This is a genomic window from Sphingobium sp. WTD-1 (assembly GCF_030128825.1).
In the GTDB taxonomy this organism is placed as follows: Bacteria; Pseudomonadota; Alphaproteobacteria; order Sphingomonadales; family Sphingomonadaceae; genus Sphingobium.
This window is the reverse complement of the sequence record NZ_CP119127.1, coordinates 2,509,741-2,525,782: the sequence shown is the minus strand read 5'-3', so window position 1 is coordinate 2,525,782 and position 16,042 is coordinate 2,509,741. Positions and strand designations below refer to the sequence as shown.

The window sequence follows — 16,042 nt, the reverse complement described above, 5'->3', positions numbered from 1 at the left end:
AGGCGCCCGGCACATCGATTGCCGGGCGCCTTCTTTTCTGTCTTTGACGGTCAGCGCAGCCAGGCGAGGATGTCGTCCGCCTCCGGTCGGTCGAGCCAGTCGGGGCTGACCTGCAGCCGCTGCACCACGCGGCCCGGCCCCAGCAGCAGCACGGCGGGCTGCGGCAATTCCCAGCTGCCCGTGCCGGTTACCTCGCCGATCCAGCCGGCAGGCGGCGGCGACGGGCGATCATCGGGGACGAAGGCGATGCCAAGCAGGCGGGCAAGCTGATTGTCGCGGTCGGTTGCGACGGCGAAGGGCAGATCATGACGGCGCTTGATCTCCACCAGCCGATCGGGCTGTTGCGGGCTGAGCGCGACCAACGGGATGCCGCGCGCGCGCAGCACCGGGCAGAGCGTCTCGGCATAATAGGGCAAGGCGATGTTGCAGGCCGGGCAACCCGCGAAGCGGAAGAATATCAGCAAGGCCGATCCCTGCGCCGTCAGCGCGCCGAGCGTCAGGGTGCCGCCATCGACATCATCGAACCCCAGGTCGGGCAGGACATCGCCGGGCTGCGCCACCGTCGCCGCATCGAAGCGTGCCACCAACTGCTGCCGCTGCGCCGCGTTGCGCTCCAGTTGGGCGGGCGGCCAGTCCCGTTCCCGTTCTGCCTGAAGCGCGGCATAGCGCGCCCTCAAATTGTCGCCGACGATCGTCGCCATCTGCCTGTCTCCTTTGCTGGAGATAGGAAAATGGCGCCGCGTGTGATGCGACGCCAATGAGACTTGGCGGAAAGCCGCCGATTAATCCTTATAGATCAGGCGTCATAGCCCGCTGCCTGGCGCGATGCCTTGCGCAGCGCCGCTTCCCAGACCAGATCATAGTGAGTGCGCCGTCCCTCGACCGGCTGGCGCTCGCGCGACATCTGGCGCTTCACTTCCGCCTGCGCCTCCTCTGGCGCGATGAGCACATTGTCGCGCCCGACGCTGAGCGAACGAACCTGTGCGGTGCAGGCGGATTCCAGCTGATAGATGCCGCTCCACGCCTCACCGGGGTTTGCGCCGAGCGCCAGCGTGCCATGGTTGCGCAGCAGCATGACCTTGGTATCGCCCAGATCGGCCACCAGCCGCTCGCGCTCGTCCAGGTTCAGCGCCACGCCTTCATAATCATGATAGGACAGGCGCGGGATCAGGGCCAGCGCGCGCTGGTTCAAGGGCAGCAGCCCTTCGGCATGCGCCGACACCGCCATGCCGTCGGCGCTGTGAAAATGGGCGATATAATGGGCGTCGTCGCGCGCGCCGTGGATCGCCGAATGGATGACATAGCCCGCATAGTTGATGCCATAGTCGCTCTCCCCGATGACATTGCCGTCGAGGTCGACCTTGACCAGGCTGGATGCGGTGATCTCGTCGAACATCAGGCCGAACGGATTGATCAGGAAATGATGGTCCGGGCCCGGCACGCGGGCGGAAATATGGGTGTAGATGAAATCGTCCCAGCCATAGAGCGCCGAAAGGCGATAGAAGGCGGCGAGATCGACCCGCACCTTCCATTCGGCTTCGCTGATGCCGGTGCGGGAAAAACGGTCATCCTTGAGGATGGTGGCCATGGGGAAAGCTCCTTGCGTCAGGATCCGAAACTGGTGTCGAAGGCCTGCGCCACGTCCCGTTTGGGATCGATCAGGCCGGCGCGGCGATAGCGGTCTACGATCGCCTGTTCATGCGCGATCACCTTGGCATCGACGGGCTGCGAAATGCGGTTGCTGCGTTCGAAACTGGCGCGGGCAATGTCCAGCGGCAGGCCGGTTTCCTTGGCCAGCACGGCGGCGAACTGGTCGGGATGGGCGCGGGCCCAGGCGACCGCCTTCGCCTCGCGCTGGAGGAAGTCGGCCAGCAGCGCACGCTTGGGCGCGATCGAGGCATCATGGGCGATGTCGATATAGAGCGGCAGGCCATAATCCCTGGCATCGGCAACCGCCCGCGCCCCTTCCTTGACCGCGACATTGGTATAGGGGGTCCAGGTCGACCAGGCGTCGATCGATCCGCTGTCGAACGCAGCCTTCGCATCGCCCGGCGGCAGGAAGGTGACCTTGACCTTGTCGGCCGGGATATGCGCCCGCTCCAGCGCCTGAAGCAGCAGATGATGGCCGATCGATCCGCGCGTGGTGGCGATCGTCTTGCCGACCAGATCCTGGGCCGATCGGATCGGTGAGCCATTTTTCACCAGGATCGCCAACGCCTCAGGCGCCTGATTGGCGGGCGCCTGCACCGCGATCGCCTTCACTGGACTGCCGCTCTGATAGGCGAAGATGAAGGGCGCGTCGGCGGCAAGGCCCAGATCGGCCGCGCCACCACCCACCGCTTCCAGCAGAGGCTGGGCGGCGGGAAATTCCGACCATTCGACCTTGTAGGAGGCGCCATCGAGCGCGCCGGAGGCAAGCATCATCGCCTTGACCTGCCCCTTCTGGTTGGCGACGCGCAGCACTGGCACCTGTTCGGCGCGATATTGGGTGACAGTGAAGGCGACACCGGCAGAGGCGATCAGCACGCCGGCGATCAGGATCAGCTTTGTCTTCGACATGGATCAGCCCGCGAGCGCGACGTCGACCTTCTCCCGCTCGGCCACCTTGCGGCGGACGACCGGCAGCAGTTCGCGGCCATAGAGGATGGAATCGCCTAGCGGATCGAAGCCGCGGATCAGGAAATGATCGATGCCGATGTCATAATAATCGAGCATCGCATCGGCCACCTGTTCGGGCGTGCCGACCAGGCCGGTGGAATTGCCGGCCGCGCCGGTGAGCGCAGCGACGCCGGTCCACAGCCGCTTGTCCTGCCGATTGGCCCTCGCCGCCTCCAGCAGGCGCAGCGATCCGACATTGGGCGGGCGATGGCCGGTCAACGGCAGGCCGGCAGCGACGCGATTGGCGCGCACCTGCTCCTCGATCTCGGCCGCCCGCTTCCAGGCCGCTTCCTCCGTGTCGGCGATCACCGGGCGCAGCGACAGAGAGAAGCCGGGATTGCGGCCATGCCGGGCGGCGGCACGGCGCACCTGACGCACCGTATCCTGCACCGCTTCGAGCGTTTCGCCCCAGAGTGCATAGACATCGGCATGGCGGCCGGCGACATCGATTGCCTCGGCCGAGGAACCACCGAAGAAGACCGGCAGATTGTCCGGCTTGATCGCGCTGTAGGCCTGGCGAATGTCGTAAAAGTCGCCCTGATGGTCGAAAGGCTGGGCCGCCGTCCATTCCTGGCGCAGGATGGTCAGATATTCGTCGGTGCGCTGATAGCGCTGGGCCTTGACCGTGCCGGTGTCGCCGTCACGCGCCATTTCCTCGTCGGCGCCACCGGTGATGATATGCACCGCGACCCGCCCCCCTGACAGCTGGTCAAGCGTGGCCAGCTGGCGCGCCGCCACGGTCGGCTGGGTGAAACCGGGCCGATGGGCGACGAGGAAACCGAGCCTGCTCGTCAACGCGGCGGCATGGGCCGCGACGATCTGGCTTTCCGGACTGTTCGAGCCGAAGGGGATGAGAACCCGGTCGAAGCCGCCCTCCTCCTGTGCCTTGGCCGCCGCCTCGACATACGCCTTGTCGAGCACGCAGCTGCGCACCGCGGCCTGGGTTTCCGAGCCATTGTTGAAGCCGATATAGCCGATGAACTTGACGCTCATGGGGTCATTCCTTCCCGAAGTTCAGATGACGTAGAAGCCGTGGGTGCCGTCTTTTTCGAGCTGGGCGACAAGGCCATATTCCCAGTCGAGATAGGCCTGCATCTTCTCGGCCTTGTTGTCGGTGCCCTCATAGGGGCGCTTGTAGCGGCCCTCGGGTCCGCGCGGGGCTGGCGCGCCGTCGCTGCCGCGTTCCAGCACCACCGCCGACCAGTCGACCGACAGGACATAGACTTCCCAGCCCAGCTGGGCGAGCCAGGAGGCGCTCATGTCGGCACGCGGGCCAAGATCGTCGGTGACAACGATGCGGGCGCCGCGCACCGGGGCATTATGGTCGGTTTCCTGCACCAGCTGGCCGCCCTGCGCATTGCGGAAGCCGGGCAGATGCCCCGCCTCATATTCGCGCGGCTGGCGCACATCATAGAGATAGAGGGTGCGGGCGGTATCGGCCTTCAGATGCTCCAGATCGTCCCAGCCGATCCACTTGACCCCGGCGCGATAGGCGACGTCGCGGGCATGGGCACGGGCCGCCTCGATAGCCTTGCCATCAACCTCCGGCGCGGCGCGAACCTGGCCGGTTTCAAGTCCCTGCCCGGCCAGCGTCCAGCCGATCGTGCCGTTGCGCAGCGCATAGACCTTGTTCGGCAGGCCGGCATTGACCAGCGACTGGGTGCCGATGATCGACCGGGTACGGCCGGCGCAATTGACGATGATGGTCGTGTCGGGATCGGGCGCGATCGTGCCAGCGCGCAGCACCAATTCGGCGCCCGGCACGCTGGTCCCGGTCGGGATGCTCATCGTATGATATTCGTCATAACGACGCGCATCGAGGATCGCGATGTCGGCCTTTTCGTCGATCAGCGCCTGCACATCCTCCGCCGCCAGGCTGGGCGTATGGCGGCGATGCTCGACCAGTTCGCCGAACGCCTTGGAGTAACTGTTCACATCCTCGAACAATTCATAGCCGGCGTCGCGCCAGGCGCTGAGCCCGCCCTCCAGTTCGCGCACATCGGTGTAACCAAGCCCCTGCAGCCGCACGGCGGCGCGACGCGCCAGCCCCTCGCCCGCATCATAGACGATGATCGGAGTGTCGAGCCGGGGGATGCGCCAGCGCGCTTCCTCATCGATGCGGCGCAGCGGGATCTGGGCGGCGAAGAGCGGATGACCCTGCGCAAACTCATGCTCCTCGCGCACGTCGATCAGGGCGATCTCGTCGCGGGCGATCAGCGCGGTGCGGATATCGGCCGGAGTGGCGACCTCAGTACGGTCCAATATGTCGATGGTCATGCGTTTCTCGATCTGTCCCAGAGGTTGGGGATGACGCGGTTGGCGTATCCGGAAATGAAGCTTTTGGGCGTGCCGTCGGGCGTGAAGGTCGCGCGCTCGACCGCGCCGATATTGCCGCCATAGACATGGATGCTGACCGACGGGGCGTCGGCCCGGCCGTTGGAAACGCGGTGGATGTCGCCGATCCGGGGCGAGACGGCATCGACCTCGCCCTCGCGCAATATATCCGTGCCCTGCGCGACCAGTCCGCCGCCGGGCAATCGACTAAAACGCTCGACCTGCTCGCTGCCGCGCAGCACGCCGACCAGCCCCCAGACACCATGGTCGTGGATCGGCGTCGACTGACCCGGCCCCCAGACGAAGCTGACGATGCTGAACCGCTCGCGACTGTCGCAGTGAAGCAGATATTGCTGATAGCGATCGGGATCGGGCCGGGCATATTCGGGCGGCAGCCAGTCGTCGCGAGCAATCAGCCGGGCGAGCAGGGTGCGGCCGCTTTCCAGCAGCGCCTGTTCGTCGCGGGTGCAGGCAATCAGGTCAGCCAATGCCGTGACGAAACCGCGCAGCCGGCTGGTGTCGACCGGCCGCTCAATGGTGGTGACGGCGTTCATTCCACCGCCTCCGCCTGGCGGGCGAACGGCACCACACCCTCACCATGATGGTCACCGCCCAGATGGGACAGAAGCTGTTCGCGCAGCCGGCCGGCGAGCCCCGCCCGCTCGCCGCGCAGGGCGTGAATGCGCTCCTCCGCGACGATCCGCCCCTTGTCGAGCACCAGCACCCGGTCGGCCAGTGCAATCGCTTCCTCGACATCATGGGTGACGATCAGCACGGCAGGCTTGTGTGTCCGCCAGAGCGAGAGGACGAGGTCGTGCATGCGATAGCGGGTCAGCGCATCGAGCGCGGCAAAGGGCTCGTCAAGCAGCAGCAATTGGGGTTCGCGCACCAGTGCGCGGGCCAGCGCGGCGCGCTGCGCCTCGCCACCGGACAGGGTGAGCGGCCAGGCATCGAGCCGATGGCCAAGGCCGACCTCCTTCAGCGCGGCTTGCGCACGGTCGCGGATGGCGCCGCCTTTCAGGCCCAGCGCGACATTCTTCCAGACCGGCTTCCACGGCAGCAGTCGGGCATCCTGGAACACGACGGCACGGCTGTCGGGGACTTCGACATCCTGCGCGCCGGCATCGTCCAGCCCGGCGAGGGTGCGCAGCAAGGTGGTCTTGCCCGATCCCGACCGGCCCAGCAGAGCAATGAACTCGCCCGGCGCGATTTCCAGGTCCAGCCCGTCGATGATGCGGTTGGCGCCAAAGCTGCGGGTGAAGTGCTGCAGGCGAACGACCGGTTCGGGATGCGGCTGGTGGGCCGCGCTGTCGATGCTGGAAAAGCCGAGGCGCGCGTCCATGATCAATTCTCCACTATGCTGGGGCGCCAGACGAGGGCGCGGGCTTCGAGGGACCGGACCAGCCAGTCGGCACCGAGGCCGAGAATGGCGTAGACCATGAGGCAGACGACGATGATGTCGGTGCGCATGAAGTCGCGGGCATTGTTGATGAGATAGCCAAGCCCGGCCGAGGCGTTGATCTGTTCCGCCACCACCAGCACCAGGATCGAGATGGAGAGCGCATAGCGCAGCCCGACCAGCAGCGAGGGCAAGGCCGCGGGCAGCACGACATGCCAGACCTGTTCCCAGCGGCTGAGGCCGAAGCTCTTGGCGGCATCGAGCAGGCGCGGATCGACGCCGCGAATGCCGGCATAGAGGTTGAGATAGACCGGGAAGATGGTGCCGAATGCGATCAGCGCGATCTTGGGCGTCTCGCCAATGCCGAACCAGACGATGAACAGCGGCGTCAGCGCCAGTGCGGGAATGGTCCGCTTGATCTGCATCAGCGGGTCGATCGCCAGTTCCGCGCCGCGCGACAAGCCCGCTGCCAGCCCCAGCCCCAGCCCGAGGCCGACGCCGATCAGCAGGCCGACCGCGACGCGGGCGAAGGAGACGAGCAGGTTGGAGGGCAGTTCGCCGCTCAGCACCATCTGGATCAGCGTGCCGATCACGGCGGAGGGCGCGGCCAGCGTGCGTTCGGGGATAAGGCCCGTGCGCGAGCCCAGTTCCCACAGCAAAAGTAACAGCAAAGGTGACAGCCATCGGCCGCCGAAGCGGGCGAGGGAGAAGCGGCGTCTGGCGCGCTGCGGCGGCGCTTCGCCCCTTATTGCCAATGCGGTCATGTCCATCCGTCATGCTGGTGAAGTCGCCTTCATCCAACATCAATTCTCTACTCATTCAATTGAGTTTTATCCGACGGGCCTATGAGGGAAAATCATAGGTCGTCATTCCCCCCTGTTTCCGGGCGTTTCGGCGCGCGATGGGCGGGATAGCTTTTCCTGCCCCCGGACAAACTCTACTATTTTGATTGATATATTGCCATGGATCATAAGCATAGGCCCGTGCCCGGCATCGGATCGGCCCCCTTTTCATCATCAGAAGGATATGCCGTGCCGGTCAATCTGCCGACCAATCTCCTGCGCAGCTTCGTCGCGATCGTCGACACCGGGTCGATGCTCAATGCGTCGGAACAGGTGTTCGTGACCCAGTCCGCCCTCAGCCTGCAGATCAAGCGACTGGAGGAGCTGGTCCAGCAGTCGCTGTTCCTGCGTGAAGGCCGCCGCCTGCACCTGACCGCGGCGGGCGAGGTGCTGCTCGACTATGCGCGCCGGGTGCTGAGCCTGCATGACGAGGCGGTGGCGGCGGTCAGTGCCGGCCGCTTTGCCGGCCCGGCGCGGATCGGCATGGTCCAGGACTTCGCCGACAGCCTGCTCTCGGGCCTGCTCTCCCGCTTTGCCGAGTTGCACCCGGACGCGCAAATCTATGCGCGGGTCGCGGGCACGGCCGAATTGCAGGCGCTGCTCGACCGGCGCGAACTGGACATATTGCTGGGCTTTGCCGCCCCCAATGACGGCAGCGCGGTCACGGTGGCGCCGATGAGCTGGTATGGCACGGCTGAACTGGTCGAGCGCGACACCATCCCGCTGGCGGTGCTGGAGGAGCCGTGCCGTTTCCGCGAGGCGGCGATCCGCGCGCTGGAGGATAATGGCCTGCAATGGCGGATCGCGGTCGAGACGCCCAACCTCGCCACGCTGCGCGCGGCAGTGGCCGCAGGGCTGGGCGTCACCGCGCGCACCCATTTGTTCCAGGATGACATGACGGTGCTGGAGCATGAGCGGCTGCCCACCCTGCCCCGCGTCGCCGCGATCCTGCGCACCAGCGACAAGCTGGACCGCGCCGCGCATCGGCTGGCGGAACTGGCGCGCGAAACGGTGACCGGGCTTTAGATCGGAATGATGTAGACTGATCCACTGCGTCATTGCGAGCGCAGCGAAGCAATCCAACATCCCTCGGATGGATTGCTTCGCTGCGTTCGCAATGACGATTCAAGGGCAAGTCATCGCTCTTTTAGGGCCGTCTTCCAGACCTCAGTAACCGCGCGCCGGATCGACGATGTCGGACGGCGCCTCGCCCCGGACGAAGCGGGTCAGATCGTCCTGGATCTTTTCCAGCAGGCGATGGCGCACCAGCTGGTAATTGCTGGAAATATGCGGGGTCAGCCGCACCCTGGGATGGGTGTAGAGGACATGGCCCTCAGGCAGCGGTTCGGGATCGGTAACGTCCAGCGTCGCAAAACCCAGCCGGCCATCATCCAGCGCCCGCACCAGAGCCGCCTGATCGACCACCGATCCACGCGCGACGTTGATCAGATGTGCGCCCGGCCGCACCCGCGCCAGCAGCGCATCATCGACCAGATGGCGGGTCTGGGCAGTGGCGGGCACGGCGAGCAGGATATGATCCGCCTCCTCCACCAAAGTGCCGACATCGCCGACCAGTTGCACGCCCGGCACGCTGGGCTGCGCGCCGGATCGCCGCACACCGATCACCTGCGCGCCGAGCGCCAGGCCGCGCCGCGCGACCGCCGCGCCGATCGCGCCCATGCCGATGATGCCGATGGTCGTTCCCGACACCCGGCCAAGCTGTGCCGGTCCCCATTGTGCCCGCGAACGGACGGCGACGGCATCCAGATTCTTGGCATGGGCATAGATGGCGGCGATCGCATAATCGGCGATCTCCTCCGACGCGACACCCCGGCCACAGGTGACGAGCGGCGCATCGAGCAGCCAGTCGGGATAGAAATCGACCCCGACCGAAGCGCTGTAGACCCATTTGAGGCGCCCTGGCCAAGGCGCGGGACGACGCACCTCCGGCGCGCGCCAGGCCGGCGACGGGCGGATCAGTAATATGTCGGCCTCGTCGGCGGCGCTCCAGGGCGCGTCCTCGGCAACATCGATCAGCACGGGGGCGGACGGGTGGCGGGAGAGGCTCCGGTTGAAATCCGGCTCCATCTGGCTGGCGATGATCAGGGACATGGACTCAATTCCCCAGCGCCGCGCGACCGGCGGCAATCAGGATGGTGTCGGTCTGCGGCGAATGGATGCGGCTGCACAGCACGTCGCGATAATGGCGTTCCAGCGGATTATGGCGGCTGATGCCAGGATTGCCGGTCAGTTCCAGCCCGATCTCGACCGCGCGGATGGCGTTGGCGGTGGCGACATATTTGATCGCATTGGCCTCGACCGCCGGCGGCGGATCGCCCGCGTCAATCCGTGCGGCGGCGTCGCGCACCAGCGTGCGGTTGACCTGCAACAGCGCCTCGATCTCGCCGAACTTCTCCTGCACGCGCGGCAGGGTGGCGAGCGATGCGCCAAGGTTGCTTGGCACCCGATCGTTGAGATAGGCCCGGAGCCAGTCACGCGCGGCGCGCGCCACCCCGTCATAGATGACCGAGATGGACAGCGCATTCCACAGCGTCTGGACCGGATCGGGCGCGCCCCACTCCTCCGGCCGGCGAATGTCGACCGCATGGTCGGTCGGCGTCGGCGTATCGGTGAAATGGACGGCATGGCTGACGGTGGCGCGCATGCCCAGATGATCCCAGGCCGGTTCGATATCCACCCCCGGACTGCCGGCGCGAACCAGGAAATTGCCGACGCGTGGAGCATCCTCGTCGGTCTTGGCCCAGACCGAATACCAGTCCAGCCCGGTCGATCCGGTCGAGTAAATCTTCGTGCCGCTGATCGCCCAGCCATGGGCCGTGCGCCGCGCGATCGTGGCAGGCAGGCCGCCGCGTACCGGCGTGCCCAGTTCCGGTTCGACCCGCAGCCCGCCGATCAGCCCCCGGCCCGCCACCGCATCGCGCGCCAATTGCTCATAGATGTCCGCCGGCCAGCCGCGCGCCCGGTTGGGCGTGGCATGATAATGATAGGTCATGAACAGGATCAGCGCGGTCGAGGGATCGCCCTTCGCCACCGCCGCCAGCACCCGCAGCGCTTCGGAAACCGACGCGCCCCGCCCGCCATGCGCGCGCGGCACGGTCAGCGCGATCAGGCCCTGTTGCGCCAATATGTCGAAATTGGCGCGGGGAAATTCGGCGCTGCGGTCATATTGTTCCGCATTGGCGGCCAGCAACCGGGTCAGTCGGTCGAGCTGGTCGGCGGGCACCGGCCCTTCGGGCGCCTGCGACTGCACGGAAATTGCCTGGGTCGCCATGATATCAGCCTCTCTTGGGAATGGCGTCGTTGAAGCGGTCGTCCCATAGCGGGCGGACGTCCACCCGCTTGGGCACCAGCCCGGCCTTGAAGAAGACATTGGCGACCTGCTGTTGCGATCCGATCGCCTCGGGCGTGACCGGGCGCAGCTCATAGGTCGCGCTCTTGCGGCGGAACTGGTCGAGCACATAGTCGCGCGGCACGCCGATATCCTGGGCGACAATGCCGGCCCACTCGTCCTGATGTGCCGCCGCCCAGCCGAAGCCCTGCTGCACCAGCGCCAGATATTCGCGGATGATCGCCGCCTTGTCGGGATCAGCCAACGCATCGACATGGACGGAGACGAGATAATTGCCCGAGAGGATGCCATCGGCCGTGCGCAATATCCGCGCGCCCTCGGTCGCGATCGCGCGCTGGATCGGAAAGCCATAGATCGCCCAGGCATCAAGCGCCCCTTGCGAGAAGGCCGCCGCACCATCGGACACGCCCATCGCGACCGGGATGATGTCATCCCAGGTCAGGCCGACTTCCTCCAGCATCCGGATCAGGAAATATTGGGCGGTAGTAGCGCGGACATAGCCGACGCGCTTGCCCTTGAGGTCGGCGATGGAGCGCGCCTTCGATCCCTTCGGAACCAGCACCACCTGATTATTGACGTCGCCATGGGCGACCGCGATCTGGCGGAAGCTCTGGATGGTCGAAGCGGCAGCGAAGATCGGCGGGATCTCGCTCATCCCGCCATAATCGAGCGACCCGCCATTGAGCGCCTCGACCACCAGATGGCCGGACTGAAACTCGCTGTAGACAAGGTCGAAGCCCTTGGGCTGGATGCCCGCCGCCTTGAACAGCAGCCGCGTGTCACCATCGCCTTTGCCAGTGATCGACACCCGCAGCTTGGGACGGCCCTTGCCGGCAGTGCCGCAGGCGGAGAGCAGCAGACTAGCCGCCGCCGCGCCGATCAAATTGCGTCTGGAAAACATGTCAGCGACCGCCGGCCACTTCCCGTCCGCGCGACCCGTTATCGTCGCGTTCGAACAGAATCACCGTGGAATCGCGCAGCAATTCCCGCTGGACTGCACGACGCAGGCGCGCCAATCGATCCGTCCACCGCTGCGTCCATGCCATATGTTCTGCAACCTCCAAGAGTAGGAGGCTGTTTATCTATAAACAAAGTAGAGATATGTCTGTCAAGCAATGCTGGGGGAATCATAAGAAATGCTTGATCCGGCATGGTCGGTCGCGCGGACCGACCATGCCGGATGCCCTTCGAGAATATGCTACAGGCGGGGGCTTCAGGCCCCGTCCGGGCATGGCGCGCCCGCAATCGCAGGCGTCCCCTTTTGTCGGCTGATCCAAATGGCGATCAGCCCGAGGCTGGAGGCGACCGCCCCGGCGATCGCGACGAACGGCAGGCTGAGGCCGGCGGCAATCACGGCGCCGCCCAGCGCCGCGCCGATCGCATTGCCGAGGTTGAAGGCGCCGATGTTCATCGAGGACGCCAGATTGGGCGCATCGGCCGCAGCGCTCATCACCCGCACCTGCAGCGGCGGCACCAGCGCGAAGCTGGCAATGCCCCACAGGAAGATCAGCACCGCCGTCGGCCCGGCAAAGGGCATGGCAAAGGCGAAGGCGATCAGGATCGCCGTCAGCGCAGCGAGCGTCACGATCAGCGTCCTGTCCACCGACCGGTCGGCAAAGCGCCCGCCCAGCCAGTTGCCGATGGTGAGGCCCATGCCATAGAGGACCAGCATCGCGGTCACGAAGGTGATCGAGCCATGGGTCTGATCGCGCAGGATCGGCGTGATATAGGTGAAGACGGCGAACATCGCGCTGGCGCCGACCACGGTAAGGCCGAGCGCGGCGAGCACCGGTCCGCGCATCAGCACGCGCAGTTCGGAGCGTGCATCGCCCTCGGTCGGTGCCGGCATGTCGGGCAGGGTCAGGCGCAATGCGGCGATGGTGAGCACGCCCAGCGCCGCAATGCCCCAGAAGGCCGCACGCCAGCCCATGACTTCACCCGCCCAGGTCGCCAGCGGCACGCCGACGACATTGGCGATGGTCAGCCCCATGAACATGGCGGCGACCGCGCCCGCCTGCCGCTGGGGCGGGACCAGGCTGGCGGCGACGATCGACCCGACGCCGAAGAAGGCGCCATGGTTGAGCGAGGTGATGATGCGCGCGAACAACAGCATCGCATAGCTGCCGGAGAGCGCCGCGATCAGATTGCCGACCGTGAAAATGGCAGCGAGGCCGATCAGCAGGGTGCGGCGCGGCAAGCGCCCGGTGGTCAGCGTCATCAACGGCGCGCCCAGCATCACGCCGATCGCATAGGCGCTGATGAGCAGGCCGGCGGCAGGGATGGAGACGCCAAGGTCGGTGGCGATGACGGGCAACAGGCCCATCGGCGCAAATTCGGTGACGCCGATGCCGAAGGCACCGGCCGCCAGCGCGAGCAGCGGTGGATTGATCTTCATGATGCTCCTCCCGTCAGACAAGCGGCGGGTTCAGCCGGGCGAAACCGGCCTGTTGGTGATAGGGGGCGTGGGGATAGGCCGGCATCTGGTAGCTGGCCCGGTCGAGCCGGGCGACCTGATCGGCGGTCAGCGACCAGCCGACCGCACCCAGATTCTGGCGCAACTGTTCCTCGTTGCGGGCGCCAATGATGACCGACGACACGGTCGGCCGCTGCAACAGCCAGTTGAGCGCGACCTGCGGCACCGTCTTGCCGGTTTCCGCCGCAATCTCGTCCAACGCATCGACCACGCGATAGAGATGCTCCTCCTCCGCAGGCGGCGCGAAGGCGGCGGTCTGGTGCAGGCGGCTGCCGTCGGGGATCGGGCTGCTGCGCCTTATCTTGCCGGTCAGGCGGCCCCAGCCGAGCGGACTCCACACCAGCGCGCCCACGCCCTGGTCGGCGGCGAGCGGCATCAGGTCGGCCTCATAGGCGCGGCCGATCAGCGAATAATAGACCTGGTGCGCGACGAAGCGCGGCCAGCCATGGCGATCCGCCGCGTCCAGCGCCTTCATCAGCTGCCAGCCGGGATAGTTGGACACGCCGACATGGCGCAGCTTGCCGGCGCGGACCAGATGGTCGAGCGTCGCCAGCAATTCCTCGACCGGGGTCGAGGCGTCGAAGGCGTGAAGTTGCAGCAGGTCGATATGATCGGTGCCAAGGCGCCGGAGAGCGGCTTCCACGCCGCCGATCAGCCGGTCGCGCGACACGCCCCAGTCATTGGGACCATCGCCGGTCGGCAGGCCAAGCTTGGTCGAGATCAACAGCTGATCGCGCCGCCCCTTGATCGCCGCGCCCAGCACCTCTTCGGACGCGCCGTTCGAATAGACGTCGGCGGTGTCGAACAGGGTGATGCCGGCGTCGAGGCAGATGTCGAGCAGACGGCGGGCCTCCTGCGCGTCGCTATGGCCCCATGCACCGAACAAGGGGCCGGAGCCGCCGAAGGTGCCGGTGCCGAAACTGAGCGCCGGCACGCGCAGGCCTGACGCCCCCAATTGCCGATATTCCATCATCATCCCTTTCCATTCCGTGATGGACGCATAAATGGAAGGCAGGACTCCCCGCGTTTAGAGGGCCGCAAGGCGAAGGATCTTTGCAATGGATGAAAAGATACCCTTTCATGCCGATAGGGCGCGGGCGCTGGAAACCTTTGCGACGGTGGTGGCCGAAGGCAGTTTTTCGGCCGCCGGGCGATTGCTGGGCCTCACCCCCTCCGCCGTCAGCCGCGCGGTCGACCGGATCGAGGATCGGCTCGGCGTCCGGCTGCTGCTGCGCTCCACCCGCGCGCTGACGCTGACGGCGGAGGGCCAGGCTTATCTGAGCAGCGCGCGCCGCATTCTGGCCGATCTGGACGAGGCCGAACAGGCGATCGCCGATCGCGGCGCGCCGCGCGGGCGGCTGCGGGTCAGCGCCGCCCATTCCCATGGCCGGCTGTGCATCGTGCCGCTGCTCGGCGAATTTGCGCAGCTCTATCCGCACATATTGGTCGACATCAGCCTGAGCGACCGGCTGGTCGACATTGCCGGCGGCCAGGCCGATGTCGCGATCCGCTTCGGCCCGCTGGCCGACAGCCCACTGACCGCCCGCAAGATGGGCGAGAATGGCCGCGTCATCGTCGCCTCCCCCGCCTATCTCGCCCGGCATGGCACACCGGTCGTGCCGGAGGATCTGCACGATCATATCTGCCTGAACTTCAATTTCCGCCGGGCCGAACCGGTATGGCCGTTCCGCAAGGACGGCCGCGACTATGCGCTGAGCGTGCGCGGTACGATCGAGGCGAATAATGGCGAGACGCTGGGACAGTTAGCAGCCGATGGTGTCGGCATCACCCGCGTGGGCCGCTTCAGCGTGCAGCCCGAACTGGCGTCGGGCCAGTTGGTGGCGCTGCTGGAGGATTATAATCCGGGCGACATAGAGACGATCCACGCCGTGTTCCTGGGCGGCGTGAACGTGCCCGCGCGAGTGCGCGTGTTCGTGGATTTTCTGGCAGAGAAGCTGGCCAATGTCGGGCTGACGGCGCGCGACACGCTGTAATTGCAGCAATCCCGATCGCCATGGCGCATGCGGCATGGCGATCTCGACAGAGGCCGCTATCCAATTTGCCTGCATATTGTATGGATACATTAATCCATGTATACCAGCCGCAGACTCGAACAATCTGCAGGTCCAGAAATGCACGACGAAGCGACGGCAACCGGTAGGGCGCAATGGATCTTTCATTGTGGACTGAAGGGACTCTGCCCGCGATGCGGTACTGGCGCGATGTTCAGGAAATGGCTCAAATTGCAGGATAGCTGCCCGGATTGCGGACTGAACTATAATTTCGCTGCGCCGGATGACGGCCCAGCCTTCTTTTCCCTGTGCATCGTCGCGTTCCCACTAACCTTTTTCGTTGTCTGGTTGCAGGTGACATTTTCGCCGCCCATCTGGGTGCATCTGCTGACATCCTTCCCCGTCCTGGTCATTGGTTGCGTCCTTCCGCTACAGTGGATCAAGGGCTGGCTGGTCGCATCTCAATATGTCAACAAGGCCCAGGAAGCTGGAACAGGGAAGCTTTGGGCGGAACTGCATGCCCGCGCTGCAGAAGAGAGGCGCCAGCAATGACGATCTTGCGTTTATCGCCGAGCCGCAGGAAATCGACAGGCGTCGACCTGGCCGTGCGTCTGGTCTCGGACCTTTACGAAGCCATGAACCGTCCCGATCTGTCCGACATGATCCGCAACGGCCACGCCGAAGACTTTCCGGAGTTGAAGGTGGCGGCCATGGCCCTGTGCGGATATGACGCGCGCATCGAACGCTATGAAGATGCGCTGTCGCAATACGCCGATCCTGGTTTTTGGGACGACAGCCTGCCCGGTGGTGCCCTTGCCGCCCATGATCAGGGCATTATGGCCCGCAACGTGCTTGCCGGCCGGACCGCCTTCTTTCATCGCGACTGATGATCGTCCCCTCCGACGACTTTTTGTATCCGTTCTGCTTTCAAAGGTTGCCATGCAAAGTTGGGTT

At 65.8% G+C, this 16,042-nt stretch carries 17 protein-coding genes; 4 read left to right on the top strand and 13 right to left on the bottom strand.

Features of this window, described 5'->3' with window-relative positions; all coding sequences use genetic code 11:
- Positions 1-50: 50 nt before the first annotated feature.
- The 8 genes from N6H05_RS12615 to N6H05_RS12580 form a co-directional block, all read right to left on the bottom strand.
- Positions 51-701 (bottom strand): peroxiredoxin-like family protein, encoded by a 651-nt coding sequence (locus N6H05_RS12615; protein WP_284114129.1) that lies wholly within the window; start codon positions 699-701, stop codon positions 51-53.
- Between the two features lie 95 nt (positions 702-796).
- Positions 797-1,588, bottom strand: coding sequence for a class II aldolase/adducin family protein (locus N6H05_RS12610; RefSeq protein ID WP_284114128.1), 792 nt, complete (start codon positions 1,586-1,588; stop codon positions 797-799).
- Positions 1,589-1,605: 17 nt separating this feature from the next.
- Positions 1,606-2,559, bottom strand: a complete 954-nt coding sequence (locus N6H05_RS12605) for an ABC transporter substrate-binding protein (protein ID WP_284114127.1) — start codon at positions 2,557-2,559, stop codon at positions 1,606-1,608.
- 3 nt (positions 2,560-2,562) lie between these two features.
- Entirely contained in the window at positions 2,563-3,651 is a 1,089-nt protein-coding gene (locus N6H05_RS12600; protein WP_284114126.1) for an LLM class flavin-dependent oxidoreductase, read from the bottom strand.
- A 21-nt stretch (positions 3,652-3,672) separates the two neighbouring features.
- Entirely contained in the window at positions 3,673-4,935 is a 1,263-nt protein-coding gene (locus N6H05_RS12595) for a rhodanese-like domain-containing protein (RefSeq protein WP_284114125.1), read from the bottom strand.
- Positions 4,932-5,546: a cysteine dioxygenase family protein gene (locus tag N6H05_RS12590; RefSeq protein WP_284114124.1), complete on the bottom strand. Its 615-nt coding sequence runs from the start codon at positions 5,544-5,546 to the stop codon at positions 4,932-4,934. Before N6H05_RS12590 ends, N6H05_RS12595 begins: the two co-directional genes overlap by 4 nt.
- Positions 5,543-6,334 carry an ABC transporter ATP-binding protein gene (locus tag N6H05_RS12585; protein WP_284114123.1) on the bottom strand — a complete coding sequence of 264 codons (792 nt, stop codon included), beginning with the start codon at positions 6,332-6,334 and terminating at the stop codon, positions 5,543-5,545. The genes N6H05_RS12590 and N6H05_RS12585 overlap by 4 nt, the downstream gene beginning before the upstream one ends.
- A 2-nt stretch (positions 6,335-6,336) precedes the next feature.
- Positions 6,337-7,155 carry an ABC transporter permease gene (locus N6H05_RS12580; protein ID WP_284114122.1) on the bottom strand — a complete coding sequence of 273 codons (819 nt, stop codon included), beginning with the start codon at positions 7,153-7,155 and terminating at the stop codon, positions 6,337-6,339.
- Between the two features lie 267 nt (positions 7,156-7,422).
- Between N6H05_RS12580 and N6H05_RS12575 the strand changes: the two genes are divergently transcribed.
- Complete coding sequence (locus tag N6H05_RS12575) at positions 7,423-8,259, top strand: LysR substrate-binding domain-containing protein (protein ID WP_284114120.1); 837 nt, start codon at positions 7,423-7,425, stop codon at positions 8,257-8,259.
- A 141-nt stretch (positions 8,260-8,400) separates the two neighbouring features.
- On the opposite strand, the gene N6H05_RS12570 is transcribed toward N6H05_RS12575, so the two are convergent.
- The 5 genes from N6H05_RS12570 to N6H05_RS12550 all read right to left on the bottom strand — a co-directional run bounded on the left by N6H05_RS12570 (position 8,401) and on the right by N6H05_RS12550 (position 14,046).
- The gene (locus tag N6H05_RS12570) at positions 8,401-9,345 is read right to left on the bottom strand and encodes an NAD(P)-dependent oxidoreductase (protein WP_284114119.1); all 945 of its coding nucleotides are present in this window, start codon (positions 9,343-9,345) and stop codon (positions 8,401-8,403) included.
- 4 nt (positions 9,346-9,349) lie between these two features.
- Entirely contained in the window at positions 9,350-10,525 is a 1,176-nt protein-coding gene (locus tag N6H05_RS12565) for an acyl-CoA dehydrogenase family protein (protein WP_284114118.1), read from the bottom strand.
- Between the two features lie 4 nt (positions 10,526-10,529).
- Entirely contained in the window at positions 10,530-11,504 is a 975-nt protein-coding gene (locus N6H05_RS12560) for an ABC transporter substrate-binding protein (protein ID WP_284114117.1), read from the bottom strand.
- 312 nt (positions 11,505-11,816) lie between these two features.
- On the bottom strand, positions 11,817-12,998 hold the full coding sequence (locus tag N6H05_RS12555) for an MFS transporter (RefSeq protein ID WP_284114116.1): 1,182 nt from the start codon (positions 12,996-12,998) through the stop codon (positions 11,817-11,819).
- 13 nt (positions 12,999-13,011) lie between these two features.
- Positions 13,012-14,046 carry an aldo/keto reductase gene (locus N6H05_RS12550; protein WP_284114227.1) on the bottom strand — a complete coding sequence of 345 codons (1,035 nt, stop codon included), beginning with the start codon at positions 14,044-14,046 and terminating at the stop codon, positions 13,012-13,014.
- Between the two features lie 88 nt (positions 14,047-14,134).
- On the opposite strand from N6H05_RS12550, the gene N6H05_RS12545 reads away from it, so the two are divergent.
- The 3 genes from N6H05_RS12545 to N6H05_RS12535 all read left to right on the top strand — a co-directional run bounded on the left by N6H05_RS12545 (position 14,135) and on the right by N6H05_RS12535 (position 15,975).
- The gene (locus N6H05_RS12545; RefSeq protein ID WP_284114115.1) at positions 14,135-15,070 is read left to right on the top strand and encodes a LysR substrate-binding domain-containing protein; all 936 of its coding nucleotides are present in this window, start codon (positions 14,135-14,137) and stop codon (positions 15,068-15,070) included.
- Positions 15,071-15,208: 138 nt separating this feature from the next.
- Positions 15,209-15,640 carry a DUF983 domain-containing protein gene (locus N6H05_RS12540; protein WP_284114226.1) on the top strand — a complete coding sequence of 144 codons (432 nt, stop codon included), beginning with the start codon at positions 15,209-15,211 and terminating at the stop codon, positions 15,638-15,640.
- Positions 15,637-15,975: a hypothetical protein gene (locus tag N6H05_RS12535; protein WP_284114114.1), complete on the top strand. Its 339-nt coding sequence runs from the start codon at positions 15,637-15,639 to the stop codon at positions 15,973-15,975. The genes N6H05_RS12540 and N6H05_RS12535 overlap by 4 nt, the downstream gene beginning before the upstream one ends.
- The last annotated feature ends 67 nt before the right edge of the window (positions 15,976-16,042 follow it).